The 15607-nt window shown below is 63.2% G+C and carries 18 protein-coding genes; 13 read left to right on the top strand and 5 right to left on the bottom strand.

Annotation, left to right across the window (positions count from 1 at the left end):
• Window positions 1-181 precede the first annotated feature (181 nt).
• The 3 genes from AC1RQC_RS12405 (at window position 182) to AC1RQC_RS12395 (ending at window position 2141) form a co-directional block, all read left to right on the top strand.
• Window positions 182-559 (top strand): copper resistance CopC family protein, encoded by a 378-nt coding sequence (locus AC1RQC_RS12405; protein WP_492374798.1) that lies wholly within the window; start codon window positions 182-184, stop codon window positions 557-559.
• Window positions 556-1500, top strand: coding sequence for a CopD family protein (locus tag AC1RQC_RS12400; RefSeq protein ID WP_492883486.1), 945 nt, complete (start codon window positions 556-558; stop codon window positions 1498-1500). The genes AC1RQC_RS12405 and AC1RQC_RS12400 overlap by 4 nt, the downstream gene beginning before the upstream one ends.
• A gap of 197 nt (window positions 1501-1697) precedes the next feature.
• Entirely contained in the window at window positions 1698-2141 is a 444-nt protein-coding gene (locus AC1RQC_RS12395; RefSeq protein WP_492374800.1) for a YbaN family protein, read from the top strand.
• 15 nt (window positions 2142-2156) lie between these two features.
• Here AC1RQC_RS12395 and AC1RQC_RS12390 read toward each other — a convergent pair whose 3' ends face one another.
• Window positions 2157-2816 carry a TetR/AcrR family transcriptional regulator gene (locus AC1RQC_RS12390; protein ID WP_492808383.1) on the bottom strand — a complete coding sequence of 220 codons (660 nt, stop codon included), beginning with the start codon at window positions 2814-2816 and terminating at the stop codon, window positions 2157-2159.
• A gap of 81 nt (window positions 2817-2897) precedes the next feature.
• Between AC1RQC_RS12390 and AC1RQC_RS12385 the strand changes: the two genes are divergently transcribed.
• On the top strand, window positions 2898-3914 hold the full coding sequence (locus tag AC1RQC_RS12385; RefSeq protein WP_492374802.1) for an LLM class flavin-dependent oxidoreductase: 1017 nt from the start codon (window positions 2898-2900) through the stop codon (window positions 3912-3914).
• 31 nt (window positions 3915-3945) lie between these two features.
• Here the strand turns inward: AC1RQC_RS12385 and AC1RQC_RS12380 are convergent, their stop codons facing one another.
• The 3 genes from AC1RQC_RS12380 to AC1RQC_RS12370 all read right to left on the bottom strand — a co-directional run bounded on the left by AC1RQC_RS12380 (window position 3946) and on the right by AC1RQC_RS12370 (window position 6162).
• Window positions 3946-4482, bottom strand: a complete 537-nt coding sequence (locus AC1RQC_RS12380) for a GNAT family N-acetyltransferase (protein ID WP_492883526.1) — start codon at window positions 4480-4482, stop codon at window positions 3946-3948.
• A gap of 5 nt (window positions 4483-4487) precedes the next feature.
• A complete protein-coding gene (locus tag AC1RQC_RS12375; RefSeq protein ID WP_492374803.1) occupies window positions 4488-5075 on the bottom strand; it encodes a helix-turn-helix domain-containing protein in 588 nt (195 codons plus the stop codon).
• Window positions 5076-5241: 166 nt separating this feature from the next.
• The gene (locus tag AC1RQC_RS12370) at window positions 5242-6162 is read right to left on the bottom strand and encodes an EamA family transporter (protein ID WP_492883484.1); all 921 of its coding nucleotides are present in this window, start codon (window positions 6160-6162) and stop codon (window positions 5242-5244) included.
• Window positions 6163-6277: 115 nt separating this feature from the next.
• Here AC1RQC_RS12370 and AC1RQC_RS12365 point away from each other — a divergent pair, with 115 nt between their 5' ends.
• The 4 genes from AC1RQC_RS12365 to AC1RQC_RS12350 all read left to right on the top strand — a co-directional run bounded on the left by AC1RQC_RS12365 (window position 6278) and on the right by AC1RQC_RS12350 (window position 9999).
• Window positions 6278-7060: an AraC family transcriptional regulator gene (locus AC1RQC_RS12365; protein ID WP_492883482.1), complete on the top strand. Its 783-nt coding sequence runs from the start codon at window positions 6278-6280 to the stop codon at window positions 7058-7060.
• Between the two features lie 319 nt (window positions 7061-7379).
• Window positions 7380-7883, top strand: coding sequence for a helix-turn-helix transcriptional regulator (locus tag AC1RQC_RS12360; RefSeq protein ID WP_492374806.1), 504 nt, complete (start codon window positions 7380-7382; stop codon window positions 7881-7883).
• The gene (locus tag AC1RQC_RS12355; protein WP_492374807.1) at window positions 7880-8476 is read left to right on the top strand and encodes a nucleotidyl transferase AbiEii/AbiGii toxin family protein; all 597 of its coding nucleotides are present in this window, start codon (window positions 7880-7882) and stop codon (window positions 8474-8476) included. The genes AC1RQC_RS12360 and AC1RQC_RS12355 overlap by 4 nt, the downstream gene beginning before the upstream one ends.
• A 689-nt stretch (window positions 8477-9165) precedes the next feature.
• Entirely contained in the window at window positions 9166-9999 is an 834-nt protein-coding gene (locus tag AC1RQC_RS12350) for an IclR family transcriptional regulator (protein WP_492883479.1), read from the top strand.
• A gap of 37 nt (window positions 10000-10036) precedes the next feature.
• On the opposite strand, the gene AC1RQC_RS12345 is transcribed toward AC1RQC_RS12350, so the two are convergent.
• Complete coding sequence (locus AC1RQC_RS12345) at window positions 10037-10951, bottom strand: 3-hydroxyacyl-CoA dehydrogenase family protein (RefSeq protein ID WP_492883477.1); 915 nt, start codon at window positions 10949-10951, stop codon at window positions 10037-10039.
• Window positions 10952-11240: 289 nt separating this feature from the next.
• Here AC1RQC_RS12345 and kce point away from each other — a divergent pair, with 289 nt between their 5' ends.
• From kce to AC1RQC_RS12320, 5 genes are all read left to right on the top strand, one after another.
• Window positions 11241-12173 (top strand): 3,5-dioxohexanoate:acetyl-CoA acetone transferase, encoded by a 933-nt coding sequence (gene kce, locus AC1RQC_RS12340; RefSeq protein WP_492374810.1) that lies wholly within the window; start codon window positions 11241-11243, stop codon window positions 12171-12173.
• Between the two features lie 41 nt (window positions 12174-12214).
• Window positions 12215-13036, top strand: a complete 822-nt coding sequence (locus tag AC1RQC_RS12335; RefSeq protein WP_492374811.1) for a cyclase family protein — start codon at window positions 12215-12217, stop codon at window positions 13034-13036.
• An 11-nt stretch (window positions 13037-13047) separates the two neighbouring features.
• On the top strand, window positions 13048-13422 hold the full coding sequence (locus AC1RQC_RS12330; RefSeq protein ID WP_416051174.1) for a cupin domain-containing protein: 375 nt from the start codon (window positions 13048-13050) through the stop codon (window positions 13420-13422).
• Window positions 13415-14203, top strand: coding sequence for an SDR family NAD(P)-dependent oxidoreductase (locus tag AC1RQC_RS12325; protein ID WP_492808375.1), 789 nt, complete (start codon window positions 13415-13417; stop codon window positions 14201-14203). Before AC1RQC_RS12330 ends, AC1RQC_RS12325 begins: the two co-directional genes overlap by 8 nt.
• Window positions 14204-14354: 151 nt before the next feature.
• On the top strand, window positions 14355-15605 hold the full coding sequence (locus tag AC1RQC_RS12320; protein ID WP_492883475.1) for an ABC transporter substrate-binding protein: 1251 nt from the start codon (window positions 14355-14357) through the stop codon (window positions 15603-15605).
• Window positions 15606-15607: the final 2 nt, after the last annotated feature.

The following is a 15607-nucleotide window of genomic DNA, read 5'->3' as shown; positions in this document are numbered from 1 at the left end:
CTTGCCATTTGCAAGATTTGACATGTCTCTGCTCACATGCAGGGGCATGTTCTAGAGGCAACTGGCACCGACGGAGGGAGGGTGTCAAAGCCCGCTTGGTAGCCGGAAGTCGCGGTGGACGTGGCAGTGGGGCAGATGTGCGCATTTGCATTCACCGCCAGCAATCTGGAAGCAAATACACATGAAAGCAATGACTCAGAAAACGTGGTTAGGCATGATGACCGCCATCGCTATCGGACTTACGCCTGCACTCGCGTTCGCGCACGGCAAGCTCGAACGCGCAGAACCGGCGGCAGGCAGCATAGTCGATGCGCCGGCGAGTCCGCTTCGACTGACATTCAACGAGGACCTTGAGCCAGCGTTTAGCAATGTGAGCGTTGTGGACGCCAGTGGCACGGCGGTTAGCAAGGAGAAGGCCAAGGTCGACTCGTCGAATCCGCGCGTGCTGACGGTCGCCGTCCCGCAACTGCTGCCGGGTTCCTACGCCGTGCACTGGAGCGTGATGACGCGCGACGGCCACAAGGTCAAGGGCGACTACAAATTCGCGGTGAAGCGATGAGCGACGGTTTCCTTGGCATTGCGCGCCTTGCTTTGACTGCGCTGCAGAACCTCGGTTTCGCGGTGCTGGTCGGTGTCCTGCTGAGCGACCGCTGGCTGGCTCGGTCCCCGTCCCCGTGGCAAGCTCACATGAGCCTGCACCTGGCAAAGGGTTTCAGAGTCGGCGCTGTCGTTGCGCTCCTGGCCGGCGTGCTCGCTTTCTGGATACATTGCGCGCTGATGAGTGAATCTTCGCTGGTGCACGCAGGGCCGGCGGTGCGCTCGATGCTGATGGAAACCGGCTTCGGTCACGCTTGGGTCGTCGGCGCTGCCCTGATGCTTTACGTCACTATCGCTTCATTCTTTCGGTGGACCGGAATCGGCCTTGGCTTCAAGTTGTCTCTGTGGCTGGCGCTTGCAGGCTTTGCGCTGAGCCGAAGCCATGCCGGCCATCCGGTAGATGCCGGGGCGTTTAGCTTGCCCGTTTGGGCCGACTGGGTTCACCTTCTGGCCATTGGCGCTTGGGTTGGCATCGTGTGCGTCGCCGCATTCATGGTGGTGCCGGGGATGTCCGAGGCGCCCGAGGGTGACCACCGGAACGGCGCGTCGTTCATTCAATCTCTATCGGATACGGCCACGTGCGCGCTCGTCGCGCTCTTTGTCACCGGCGCCTACAGCGGGTGGCGCGGGGTCGGTTCGCCAGGCAACCTGCTCGACTCCACGTACGGTCGGCTGCTAGTGCTCAAGCTTGGCCTCGTGTTAGTTGCCGTGGCCCTCGGTGGGCACAACCGGTTCTTTGAAATGCCTCGCTTGCTAGCCTCATTGAAGAACCCGTCGTTAGTGCCTCCGGCTCGGTACATCAGGCGTTTTGCTACCGTTCTGCGTGTGGAGTCCTGGGTGCTCGCCGGGGTGTTGGCCGTTGCTGCAGTGCTGGCAGCTAGCCCGTTGCCCGGTATGTCCTGAGATGCGCGAACATAAACGGGTGCCAGCGCCCGTGGGTACCACGAGCGCGATGGAATCTGGCTGTGCATATGAGGCGTTGACCACCTGCGTCTCCCGCGTGGACAATGGGGCCAGCCTTGCCCTCCGCCAGAACCGAGAGAATTGCCACATGTCTTCTGCCGTTGCCGCAGCGCCACTTCCAATCGCGGTGACCGGTCTTGGATGACGCCGATACGGCTTCGCCGATGCCGCCTGGCGCCAACGCAAGCGATCCGCCGCTGCGGCTGGCGCGCACCCGCACGGCGCGCGTGCTGCTGACCGCGCTGGCGCTGCTAAGCCTCGGGGTGGCCATCCTCGGGCTGTTCGTGCCCGGCTTGCCCAGCACCGAATTCGTCCTGCTGTCCGCCTGGGCCGCGGCCAAGGGATCGCCGCGCCTGCATGCCTGGTTGCTTGGCCATCGCGTGTTCGGACCGATGCTCTACAACTGGCACAACGGCCGCATGGTGAGCCGACGCGCCAAGTGGAGCGCCACGGCGGCCATGAGCATCTGCAGCGCCGTGCTGCTGTTCGGCATGCATCGGCCCTGGCTGGCCTACGGGGCAATTGCCTGCATGGCGTGCGTGCTGGCGTGGCTGTGGCGCCGGCCCGAGCCGCCGGCCTGATGCCGCACCGGCAAGTTACGCTGTCTGGGTTTCCCGCGGCCTGGCCTTCTTTGCCGCCTTTGCCGGCCACGCCAGCATCGCGCTAGCCGCCAAGGCTTCCAGCGCGGCGCGCGACGCGCCATCGCGCGCCTGCATCGACATCCCCTGCATGACCGTGTTGAAGAACTTGGCCAGTGCTGCTGCATCAGTGCCGGCCGGCAGTTCGCCGCGCCGGATGCCCTGCTGGATGCAGGCCTGCAGGGCTTGCTCCTTTTCCTTGCGGCGCTGGCGCAGCGTGTCTTCGATATAGGCGCAGTCGGCCGAGCAGCTGGTGCCCGTCATCAGGAAGCAACCGGCGGGGTTGCCCTTGGCGCTGAACAAGGCGGCCGCGCCGGCGAGCAGGCCCTGCACGGCGTCATGCGCGCTGCCAGCGCCTTGCAGCGGCGCGTAGAGCAGCGCGCCGTGGGTATCCGCATAGCGGTCCACGGCTTCGTAGAACAATTGCTCCTTGCTGCCGAACGCGGCGTACAGGCTGGGCGCGGTGATGGCCATGGCCTCGGTGAGCGCGGAGATCGAAGTGGAGCTATAGCCATAGCGCCAGAACAGCGACAGGGCCTGGCCCAGCGCCTCGTCGCGATCGAACTGCCTGGGCCGCCCGCGGCCCGCACCGGAAACACTCTTTTTCATAGTGGTCATTATATTTTTCCGTTGCCAGTGACGCCAGTGGTGATTAGTATAGTGATCGTTCAATAAATTGCTGCGCCGCAGTCGCTCGCCATGATCCCCTATTCCCTGCTTGACCTGTCGCCCATCGTGGAAGGCGGTGACGCCGGCCAGGCCATGCGCAATTCGCTCGCGCTTGCCCAGCACGCCGAGCGGTTGGGCTACCAGCGCTTCTGGCTGGCAGAGCATCACAACATGCCTGGCATCGCCAGCGCCGCCACGGCGGTGCTGATCGGCTACGTTGCCAACGGCACGTCCACTATCCGCGTCGGTTCCGGCGGCATCATGCTGCCCAACCATTCGCCGCTGGTGGTGGCCGAGCAGTTCGGCACGCTGGCCTCGCTTTTTCCCGGCCGTATCGATCTCGGCCTGGGCCGCGCGCCTGGCACCGACCAATCCACCGCTCGCGCGCTGCGCCGCAGCGCCACGCAAGATGCCGCCGATGCCTTCCCGCAGGATGTGGAGGAGTTGCAGGCCTACTTCGACGACCCGCGTCCCGGCCAGCGCCTGCGGGCGGTGCCCGGCGCAGGCCTGAAGGTGCCGCTGTGGCTGCTCGGCTCCAGCTTGTTCAGCGCGCAGTTGTCGGCGGCGATGGGCCTGCCCTTCGCGTTTGCCTCGCACTTCGCGCCGGGCTTCATGCGCCAGGCGGTGGACCTGTACCGCACGACCTTCCAGCCGTCGGTGCAGCTTTCCAAGCCGCATGTGATGCTCGGGCTCAATGTGTTCGCGGCGGATTCGGACGCGCAGGCGCGCCGGCTGTTCAGCTCGCTGCAGCAGCAGTTCCTGGCGCTGGTGCGCGGCAACCCCGGCCCGATCCGGCCCCCGGTGGATAACATCGAGCTGATGTGGACGGAGACCGAGGCCACGCATATCCGGCGCTCGCTGGCGTGCTCGGTGGTGGGCGATCCGGACGGGGTGCGCAACGGCCTGCGCGCCTTCATCGAGGACCTGCAGCCGGACGAGCTGATGCTTACTGCGCAGATCCACGATCACGAGGCCCGCCTGCGCTCCTTCGAGATCGCGGCGCAGGCCATGCGGGCGGTGGCGCCGCCAGCCAAGGTCATGATCTGAAGCGCCGGTCGTGCGGATGGCGCCGACGCGCTCAGAGGTGCTTGTAGAAGAACGTCGTCCCGCAGAATGCGCCATCCGGCATCAGCGCGTACTTCGGCACCGCGCCGGCGCGCTGCCATCCCGCGCGCTGGTACAGGCGTTCGGCATCGCCGCCGGTCACCGTGTCGAGCACCAGCACCGATTTGCCCGCCTCGCGCGCGGCATCGTCCAGGGCCGCCAGCAGCCGCTGTGCTACGCCGCGGCGACGGGCCTTGCGGTGCACCAGCATCTTGGCCACGTCGCCGCGGTGGGGCTGGTTGTCGGGCATCGACAGGATGATCTGGACGGTGCCAAGGATCTGCCCTTCGCCGTCCTGCGCGATCAGCAGCACGCGCTCCGCGCGCGCGACACCATCGGTCACGTCGCGCCAGAACTGCAGGGCCTTCTCGCGCGGCAGCGGCAGCATGAAGCTCACCGACGCACCCCCCTCCACGCAATCGATCAGCACATCGGCCAGCGCCTCGATGCAAGCGGCGGCTTCGCCGGCGCCGACGCGCCGCACGGTGATAGGTTCGGTCATCCCGGGCATCTCGGTCATGCGTTTCTCCTGGTTGGCGTGAATGGCATTGTGGCCAGCGCCACAACGTAGCGCGCGGGCTTGCGGGTGGGATTCTTGTAGACGATGGGGCGGTCCAGCCGCATGGACAGGCAGTCGCCGGTTTCCAGGCGCCAGTGCTGGTCGCCCACTGTCATTTCCATGACGCCGTCGATCATCCAGACCTGCTGATGGATATCGGCTTCGCGCGCGCCGGTCTCATAAGCCACGCGCTTGCCTGCCGGGAAGACCACGTCGACCAGTTGGATCGGCGAGGGTGCCGCCGGGGAGAGGTTGCGGCGGATATAGCCGGAGGCGGGATCGGTCCACACCGGCTGCTCCGCCGCACGGGCCATGGGCGACGGCTCGGCCTGCGGAGCGCTGTCCTCGAACAGCGACGCCACGGTGACGCCCAGCGCAGCGGACAGCTTGTCGAGCACCGTGGCCGTGGCGCTGCTCTGGCCGCGCTCGATCAAGGAGATGTTGGAGCGGCTCACGCCGCTGCGCTCAGCCAGCGCGGCCAGCGAGAAGCCCTGGGCGTCGCGCAGCGTTCGCACGCGCCGGGCGATGAGATCGTTGATGTCCATTGGTGTCCAGTATTCTGGATGAAAGTATCCTGTAAACTGACACACATCGCAATGCAAAGCAACTGGAACTTGCCAATGCGCATAGCGCGTCTCAGACCTCAGGAGTCAGAAGACCGGAGCGCGTTTCGGGCCTGGGGCCTGGGGCCTGGGGCCGGGTCGGTGCCGCTCAAGGCTCCCTCATAGCGACTCGGCTTTCAAGGGGCCGGCGCTCAACGGGCTGCCTTGCCGCCAGGATGCGGCCCTTGTTCATGCCGACGGCGAGTGCCAGCAGGATCAGCGCGATGCAGACCCCATCCGAGGCGCTGGGACGTTGGCCGATGATGAACAGGGAACTGACGATGCCGAACACCGGAATCAGCAGCGACAGCGGCGCAACCCGCGACACCGGGTACTCGCGCAAAAGCAGGTTCCATCCCCAGTAGCAGAAGTGCGTCGCGCCGTAGGCCTGGAACGCCAGTGAAAACATGGCGCCCCCCCTCAAATGCAAGGGCAACGCGGCAAATGGCCCCGGCCCATGCAGCAGCCAGGTCAACAGAAACAGCGGAATCGGCGGGAACAGGCTGGCCCACACCACGAAGGCGAAGATCTCGCGCACCTTGGACACCTTGATGACGATGTTGCCGATGCTCCAGGCCACGGCGCTGACCATCACCAATATAAAACCGATTGTAGTGGCCTTGCCGGGACTGCCCAGCAGGATGCCCACCAGCCCGATGGCAGCCAGCACCATGCCGATCAACTGGGGCAATGCCAGGCGTTCACGGAACAACAGCACGCCCCAGCCCAGCGTGAAGAATGCGCTGAACTGGATCAACAAGGAAGCGCTGCCGGGCGGTACGCCCATCGCGATCCCCAGGTTGATCAACGCCCACATCGCCACGCCGAAGATCAAGCCATAGACCGCTAGCCAATGGAAGGCCACCTGCGGCCGCTTCACGAAGAACACCCACGGCAAAGCGGCCAGCGTAAAACGGACGGCCGTCAACAGCAGCGGATCGATCCCGGCAAGCCCGAGTTTGGTGATGGAGAAGTTGCATCCCCAGATGGCCGTCACGACGATGGCCAGCAACAGGTGTTTTCTCTGCATGGTCGGTGTGTCTCTTCCTGGCTGCAAGGCGTAAAGCGCTGGCATCGACGGAAATTTGCCGGAAATCCGTATGGCCTGCTTTCGATTGCAGGTCAAAAAACAATAAAATCAGGCCATGCGGAAAACCACGATCGATCCCTACGAGAACACGCTGCGCGATGCTGTCGTGACGGCGCGAGACTACGCAGACGGCGAGCTCTTCCCATCGCACCGCCATCAGCGCGGGCAATTCGCCTACGCCGCGCGTGGTGTCATCACGGTGCTCACCGACGAGGGCAACTGGGTGGTGCCGCCCCAGCGCGCCGTCTGGGTGCCGTCCCGGCTGCCACACGCCATGCAGATGCGCGGCCCGGTCACCATGCTCAACACCTACATCCGCGAGCAGGCCGTGCAACGGCTTGGCTTGCCTGCGCATTGCCAGGTCTGCGACGTGTCGCCGCTGTTGAGGCAATTGCTGGAGCAGGCGCTGGCGGTGCCCACGCACTATGCAGCTGGCGGGCGCGACGGCTATCTGATGGGTTTGCTGTTGCACGAGATCGCCGCCATGCCCACGCTATCTCTCAATGCGCCATTGCCCGCGGAGCCGCGTCTTGATCGCGCTTGCCGCGAGTTCCTGGCGTTCCCCTCGCTGGAAATCGGCATCGACGACATGGCGCAGCGCACCGGCATGAGCCGCCGCACCTTTACCCGTCAGTTTCGGCTGCATACCGGCGTCAGCTATATCGAGTGGCGGCAACAAGCCTGCCTGCTCGCAGCCGTGGTTCGGCTCGGCAATGGCGAACCTGTCACGCGCGTTGCCATGGAGCTGGGTTACAGCAGCGCAAGTGCATTCGCGACCGTCTTCAAGCATGTCCTGGGTGAGGTGCCCAGTCGATACTTCGCAGCGCATAGGGCTTAGAGTCCGTTTAAAAAAGATTCTGGCGTCGTGGCGCGGCATTGCCGTACCACTTGTACTGTCTGCGGCCGCGCGCGTTGCCGGGGCGGCCTTGAAGCCCGGATTGAAGCGCGCAAAGCGCTTGGCCTGGGCAAGACCATGGTCGCACGCGGCGAGCTCGCCAAGACGCTGCGGCACCTGGCGGACAAGGTCGCGCGTATCGACGTGGTCGACATCTCCGGCTCCGATGTAGCCGTGTGCGGCACATAGCACGCCAATTGCCGAAGGAACATTTGTCCGTTTATGTCGTCTATACTTGACAAATAGATTGGAGGTTGTCGCCATGAACCCTGCACTCCTGGGTAATACGATTCAACACAAGCGGATCGCCCTCGGCCTGACCCAGCAGCAACTGGCGGATATGGCCAAACTGTCACGCCAGTCCCTAAACGGCATCGAGCATGGAACCGTGAACGCCACGCTCGAAACGCTGGGCCGGCTGATGGACGTCCTCGGCCTGGCGCTTGATGTGTACGATCCCGAAGCCGACCGCCAGGCCAGAGGCATGCCGACCCGCGCGCTATGGATGGCCGTGAAGGGCGCAAACGTCAGTTACACCGGCGAGCTCACGCCTGACCAGCTTGAGTGGGCGCTGGCCACTGGCGAGGTGCCGGCGGAGTTTCGTCCGCAAGTAGCCCAGGTTCTGGATGAGGCGCCACTGCAACTCGTCACCAAGGTAGTGGCCGAGGTGGCGGCGAAGCAGCACCGGAAACCGGCCGACATCTGGAAGAACCTCAGACGGCTCGCGCAGTCATTGATGGCGACACGCGCAGGGCTGTGGGCATGAAGATTGGGCTCCAGGGTGACATCTGGGAAAGCCTGTTCCCTCACGCCTTCACGCTGATGGAGGAGGTCAGGAAGCACGGGGGTATCGAGCCGTTCTGGACCTTCGGAGGCGGGACGGTCCTGATGCTCCGGTACCGCCATCGCTTTTCACGCGATATCGATCTCTTTGTGCCGGACCCGCAATATCTAGGGTTCATGACGCCCCGTCTGAGCGAGGCTGCAGAGGGCATCACGAGCGACTATGTGGAGCAGGGGAACTTCGTGAAGCTAGTCCTCGATGCCGGCGAAGTCGACGTCGTGGCCTCGCCCAACCTGACCGACGAGCCATTCGAGGTCTGGGAGATCATGGGGCAGCCAGTCAAAGTGGAGACTGCAGCCGAAATCGTTGCCAAGAAGCTTTACCATCGGGGCGACCGCGCCACCGCACGGGATCTCTTCGACCTGGCCGTCGTGGTCGAGCGAGAACCAACTGCCCTCGCGCATGCCGCGCCGTTTCTGCTTAGGCATGCAGCAGCCTTCCTGGGCAAAATCGAGGCGGGCCCGCCGATCATGCGCGAGCAGTTCGCCAGGATCCAGCGGATCAGCTTCGACTGAAGCTTTGATGAGTGTGTCGCGCTGGCGCGGGATTTTCTCAATTCGCTGCCGAAAACCGATGACGCTCCGCGGAGGGCGCGGGAACGACAGCGCCCGTAGATCTCTCGAAGTGCGCGGCGCTCGGTAGCGCTAGCCCGCTCCTGCGCGGCCAAGTTGGCCTGGCCCTCGGGATCAAGTTCACCGCCTCACTGAAAGACGCGGCATCGGCCGCATCGTTCTTATCAGTTCTGGCGCCTGGTGGGCGATATGATCCGCGTGGACCTGCCGTCGCTGCCTTCCGGAAAGGATGATCAATCCGTCGATGGTTTCGGTGGACACTTCGGCCTCGGGTGACTGAGTAGAGAAAGCGTTCATGCCCCCCCTACCAATGCGATCGAAATAATAAGTCGCCGCAGGCTGCAAGGCTGCTGCATTCCAATGCGAGGTGGAGCCGCACGGTTCTTGCGCGACGGTCAAGTGAGGCGCGCAATCTACGCTGATCTATAATTCGCATCGGCTTTCCTGAACCCGTGTTTCGGGGCAGCAGGCGTCCTTGATGCATCCATAGGGCTCCATGCATAACGCTGCTGCAATAAGATTCTGCCCTGGGACCGGCGCACTGAGGACGAAGGATCTACCTCAGCATGGCAGTTGGCAGACTTTTTCTCTTCCGCCGTCCTACATCCGTGCAACCATTTGAGTATTGAAGAATGCGGAAGTCAGAATCATCGGTCGCCGCCGCGGCACCGTCCCCCACCCCACACTCCGAATACCCCGGAGAGGACCCCCGCGCCGCGAGGGCAGGCATCCAGGTCATTGCGCGGGCGGCGGAAATACTGCGCACGTTGAGCAGCCACCCAGGCGGCCTGAGTCTTGGCGCCATTGCAAAAGATGTGGATTTGCCGCGCTCGACCGTGCAGCGGATTGTCGATGCCCTGGGCGCGGAGGGTCTGACAATGTCCGCTTCGGGCGGCAGTGGCGTGCGGCTTGGTCCGGCTATCCTCTCGCTGGCCAACGTGACGAAGTTCGAGATCGCGGATCTGGTCCGCGACGCGCTTGTCGACTTGTCGAAAGCGACGGGAGAAACTGTGGACTTGTCGATACTGGATCAGAACAAGGCGGTGTTTATCGATCAGGTACAGGGCACGCATGTGCTGCGGGCCGTTTCCGCTGTCGGAGCCGCGTTCCCGTTGCATTGCTCGGCAAATGGCAAGGCCCTGCTCGCCATGCTGGACGACGCAGCCCTGGCCAAGGTAAAAGGCAAGCTGAAGTTCGAGCAGCTGACACCGCATACCCTTCGCAGCTGGGACGATCTCGCAAAGGATATTGAGTCGACGCGGGCCACCCATGTCGCCGTGGACCGCGAGGAGAACTCATTGGGGATTTGCGCCGTCGCAATCGGCTTGCTCGGGCCAATGGACCAGCGCATCGCTATCTCGGTGCCGACCCCGACCCACCGTTTCGTGCAAAGCGAAGCGCTTCTCACTGAGAAGCTTGTGGAATGCAGGGCGCGGCTCCTGGCTGGACCGCTGCGCAGGGCCTGACCCAGGTTCCAGCCCTGTTCCCCCCCAAGGTTACGCCTTACGCCTGGGCATCGCCGCGTTCCTTTAGCGCGGCGGCAAGATACGCCAGGAGCTGATCCCTGACGCCCTGCGCACTCGAATGCGTCCATTCGTAGAATCCCTTTCCGGACTTCATGCCGAGGTTGCCGTCGCGCACGCTGTTCGTCACGATACGGTTCGGCCACGAGGTGCTATCCAACGTCGGCAGGATGACGGCGTGAATGTCCTGCGTCAGGTCCAGCCCAACCAGGTCGGCATTCTCCAGCGGCCCCAATACCGGCAGCCGCAGGCCAAACGAGTTCTTGACGACCAGATCGACCGTCCGCGCATCGCAAATGCCTTGCGACACAAGGGCGATTGCCTCGCGCCAGAGCGCATGCTGCAAGCGATTGCCGACGAAGCCGGGAACATCCTTCTTGACGTGTACCGCCACCTTGCCGACCGATTCCAGCAGCGAGATCGTGCGTTCGACGACCTGCTGGTCCGTTGCCGTCGCCTGTACGACTTCAACCAGCGGGATGAGGAAGGGCGGATTCCACCAGTGCGTTCCCACGAGGCGATCTTTTTTGCCGACAGCTTCGCCGATATGGCCGATGGGTATGACGGAAGTGTTCGACGCGATGATGCACTCGCCAGATACGACCGCCTCGATCTGGCGCATGACGTGATGCTTGATCTCGAGCTTCTCAGGCACAGCTTCGAACACGATCTGACAGCCGGATAAGGCTTCACAGATGTCGTCGCTCAGCCTGAGCTTTGCAAAAGACACAGCAGGACGTCCCAGCGTCTTCAGATTGGAAACGATACGTTCCTGCACGGTTTCAATCAAGCCTGGCGCGGCATCGTAGACGCACACATCGAACCGGCCGTCCTCCAGGAATACCTGCGCGATGCCGTGGCCCATCAGCCCGGCACCGACGACACCGATACACATTGAATTCAATGTCCTCTCCCTCTTAATTTAACCGTTATGCGATACATCTGTACCGCAAAACGACACACAATAAGCAGCAAAACGGCATCGGTCAACCAAGGGTAAACGCTGCCGAACATCCGGATTCCCAGTCCTGGCATGGGCTGCGAGGGAATTGCATGTCTCCCGTTGGACGCGTCACAGGGAAAGCCGTTGCCGGCACCCTTGACAACCCTGACGTCGATCCATAAAGTAACCGCAAAGCGATACATAATAACCATATTGCGGTACACAAAAACAGGAGACAGCCATGGCAGCTGAGAAGGTCATCATTTCATGTGCGGTGACGGGGGCGATCCACACGCCGTCGATGTCGCCCTATCTGCCAATCACGCCCCAAGACATCGCGCAGCAGGCGGTCGACGCCGCGCGGGCGGGAGCGTCGATCCTGCATCTGCATGCGCGCGATCCGCTGGACGGCCGCCCGAGTGCCGATCCCGACGTCTTTATGCAGTTCCTTCCGGAGATCAAGCGGCAGACCGACGCCGTGATCAACATCACGAGCGGCGGCAGCACGAAGATGACGCTGGAGGAGCGGCTCGCGCCCCCATTGCGCGCGCGGCCCGAGATGGCCTCGCTCAACATGGGCTCGATGAACTTCTCGATCCACCCAGTCGCTTCGAAGATTGCCCAGTGGGAGCACGATTGGGAGAAGCCATACGTGGAGGGCACGGAAGATACGATCTTTCGCAATACCTTCAAGGACATCCGACGCATCCTCATGGAGCTTGGCGAAGGATGCGGGACCCGGTTCGAGTTCGAGTGCTATGACGTTGGGCACCTGTACAACCTGGCCCACTTCGTCGATGCCGGCTTGGTGAAGCCGCCGTTTTTCGTCCAGACGATCTTCGGGATCCTGGGCGGTATCGGGCCTGCAGCCGAGAACGTGACGTTCATGCGCGAGACGGCCAACCGGCTGTTCGGCCGCGACTACTACTGGTCCGTGCTGGGGGCCGGGCGCCACCAGATGCCGTTGCTGACCTACGCATCGATCATGGGGGCGAACGTGCGGGTCGGCCTCGAAGACAGCCTGTACCTCGGGCGCGGCAAGCTGGCGCAGTCCAATGCCGACCAGGTCAGGAAGATCCGCCACATCCTGGAAGAACTCGGTTTCGATATCGCATCGCCCGCCGAAGTGCGATCCATGCTGCAACTCAAAGGGCGCGACAACGTCGCGTTCTGAACCCATTGAAATTACGCCATCCTTTCCACAACGGAGACATCATGTCGATATCCGCATACCCCGCCACGCCCCCTTCCAATACCGACGGCGTCGAATTCGTCGAACTGAGCCACCCCTGGGGTCACGGCGTACCTAACTGGCCGTACTTCGAAGACGTGAAGATCGAGCGGATCCATTACATGGCGAAGTCCGGGGTGCTGACGCAACGCATTACCACCGTCATGCACAGCGGTACGCATATCGATGCGCCTGCGCACGTGATCGAAGGCACGCCGTTCCTGGACGAGATCCCGCTGGACCGTTTCTTCGGCACAGGCGTGGTGGTCAGCATTCCCAAGAAAAAGTGGGAGGTGATCACGGCCAAGGACCTGGAGAATGCCTATCCGAAGATCCAGAGGGGCGACATCGTCATGATCAACACCGGCTGGCACCATCACTATGGCGACAACAGCCAGTACTACGCCTACTCTCCTGGCCTGTACAAGGAAGCGGGCGAATGGCTGGCCGAAAAAGGCGTGAAGATGGTGGGCGTCGACCAGCAAGCCCTTGATCATCCGCTGGGCACTGCTATCGGGCGCCACGGTGTCGGCCCGCTCTTGCCGCGGGTATGCGAGGAGTATGAGCGTGAAATGGGCCGCTCCGTCGAGCAGGACTTTCCGTATTGGGAGCCGGCGCATCGTGCACTGCTCGAGGCGGGTATCCCTGGTATCGAGAATGTCGGGGGCGATCTCGACAAGGTGACCGGGAAGCGGGTGACCATAGCGGCGTTCCCCTGGCGCTGGGTAAAGGGCGACGGATGCATCGTGCGCGTGGTGGCGATGCAGGACAAGAGCCAGTCCTTCCGTATCGAAAGCGGTCTGTAACGGACGCGGCCATGGAAGTCAAACGACTGCATGCCGCCGCTCGCTATGACGCGGCCAGGCATTTCGACATGCGGTCCCTGCGCTTGCAGGGGCTCGATGCCACGCACGTGGAGCATTTTTGGGTAGGCCTGTCGCACTTTTTGCCCGAGGGCGGTGCGCAATGGGACGCAGGGCCGACAGAGAAGGTCTACGTGGTGCTGAGCGGTGAGATCACGCTCACCACCGCCGGCGGGGACGTCGTGCTCAAGGCGTTGGACTCGTGCGTGATTCCGGCCGGCGAAGGGCGAAGCATCAGGAACGATTCCAGGTTGCCGGCCTCGATGCTCGTGATCCTGGCTTCGGCCTTGCCCGGGAGCCAATCTACAGGAGAAGGAAACAATGGCTAGTACCAGTGCCACCTTTGGCTTGTCAGGCAAGGTAGGCGTGATCACCGGTGCCACCGGCGCGTTCGGACGGGCTGCGGCACATAGCCTGGCCGATGCCGGCGCGAGACTCGTGATCGCGGGGGCAAATGCGCAGGCGCTGCGCGAACTCGAAGTGCAATTGAATGCCGACGGCAACCGGGTCAAGGCCATGGCATGCAGGCCCGACACGGAAGCCAATGCCCGCAACCTGATCGACGAAGCGGTTGCGCAGTTCGGTGCCATCGATTTCGTCGTCGTCGGCTCGGGTACCAACGATCCCGCGCCGATCCAGGATATGACCACGGAACAGTGGGACCACGTAATGGCAGCCAACGTGCGCGGATCGTGGCTGGTCTGCAAGGCCTTCGCCACCCACTGTATCGAGATGGCGCAGCGCGGCAGGGTTGTCCTGCTGTCGTCCACGCGCGGCAAGCTCGGGCTTGCCGCCGGTTACTCGGCCTACTGTCCCTCAAAGGCTGCGATCGATGGCTTGACGCGGACACTGGCATGCGAGCTGGGCCGCTACGGCATCAACGTCAACGCCATCGCGCCGACGGTGTTCCGATCCGAGCTCACGGCATGGATGTTCGCCGATGACGATCGCGGCCGCGCGGCGCGCGAAGGGATGCTCGCGCGTATTCCGCTCGGGCGCCTGGGAGAGCCCGAGGATCTCGTCGGGGCGTTGCAGTTCCTGCTTTCCAGGGCGTCGGAGTTTTGCACCGGCCAGACGCTATACATCGACGGAGGCTATACAGCCGGATAGTGATTCGCCCTGCCCGGAGCGGCAGGTACGAAAGGCAAGCGGTTCCAAAGAAGAGCCGCGCTGACATAAGCATGACAGGAGACAAGACATGAAGAAGGAAATGGAAGGTGGCACTGCCCACCAAATGCACTCCGCCGGGCGCCGCGCCACCTTGCGCGGCCTGGTAGCACTGGGCGCGTCCACGGTCGGCGTGCAATCGATCCGGCCCGCTTCAGCGGCCGCGCGGCCGCTGAAGATTGGCTATGTGAGCCCTCGAACAGGGCCGCTCGCCCCGTTCGCAGAGACCGATGGATTCATCCTGCAGCGCGTGCGCGCAGCGATTGCGAACGGCATCTCTGTAGCGGGCAATGTGCATCCTGTACTGATCATCGAAAAGGATAGCCAGTCGAATCCGAATCGCGCTGCCGAAGTCACGGCAAGCCTGATCAAGGACGACAAGGTGGACATGATTGTGTCCGCGTGCACTGCGGACACCGTCAACCCCGTATCCGATCAATGCGAACTGGGCCGGATCCCCTGCATCACAACGAACTGCCCGTGGCAACCTTACTACTTCGGGCGAGGCGGTTCGCCGGCGAAGGGCTTCGAGTACACGTATCACTTTTGCTGGGGACTGGAAGACCTGATCGCGGTATATACGGCCATCTGGGACAGCGCCGGCGCCGCCACCAATCGCACCGTCGGAGCGCTCTGGCCGAACGATGCAGAAGGCAACGCGTTCAGTGACAAGGCATTTGGCTTTCCGGCGGCGCTTGCCGCGAAAGGCTACAAGCTCGTCGACCTTGGCCGGTTTCAGCCGACCGCCAATGACTTCTCAGCGCAGATCCGCGCGTTCAAGGCGGCGAACGTGGAGATCGTGACGGGCGTCCTGCCGCCCGCAGCGTTCGCTACATTCTGGAGCCAGGCAGCCCAGCAGGGTTTCAAGCCGAAGATCGTGACCTTTGCCAAGGCGCTGCTCTTTCCTTCCGCGGTTGCAGGACTCGGGCCACGAGGCGTCGGCTTGTCCACGGAGGTGGCGTGGTCGCCCGCCTATCCTTATCGCTCCACACTGACCGGCGAAACCAGCGCACAGTTTGCCGCTGCCTATGAAGCGGCTACCGGCCGGCAGTGGGTGCAACCCCTTGGCGCAACGCTGTCCTTGTTCGAGGTCGCACTTGACGTGCTCAAGCGGAGCGCCGCGCTGACGCCACAGGCGATTGTCACGTCGATCCGCGCTACCGACTACGCGTCGGCCGTCGGTCCCGTCAAGTGGACTGGGAGCCCGGTCAAGAACGTCACCAAGACGCCGCTGGTAGGCGCGCAATGGACCGCGGGCAACAGGCATCCACTGGATCTGCAGATCGTGAGCGCAACGCTTGCGAAGGATATCGGCGTGCAGAAGCGCCTGGCAATTCTCACCTGAGG

Source organism: Cupriavidus sp. GW822-FHT03E04 (genome assembly GCF_058801495.1).
Note: the sequence above shows the minus strand (reverse complement) of the source record. Positions and strands in the feature narration are given on the sequence as shown.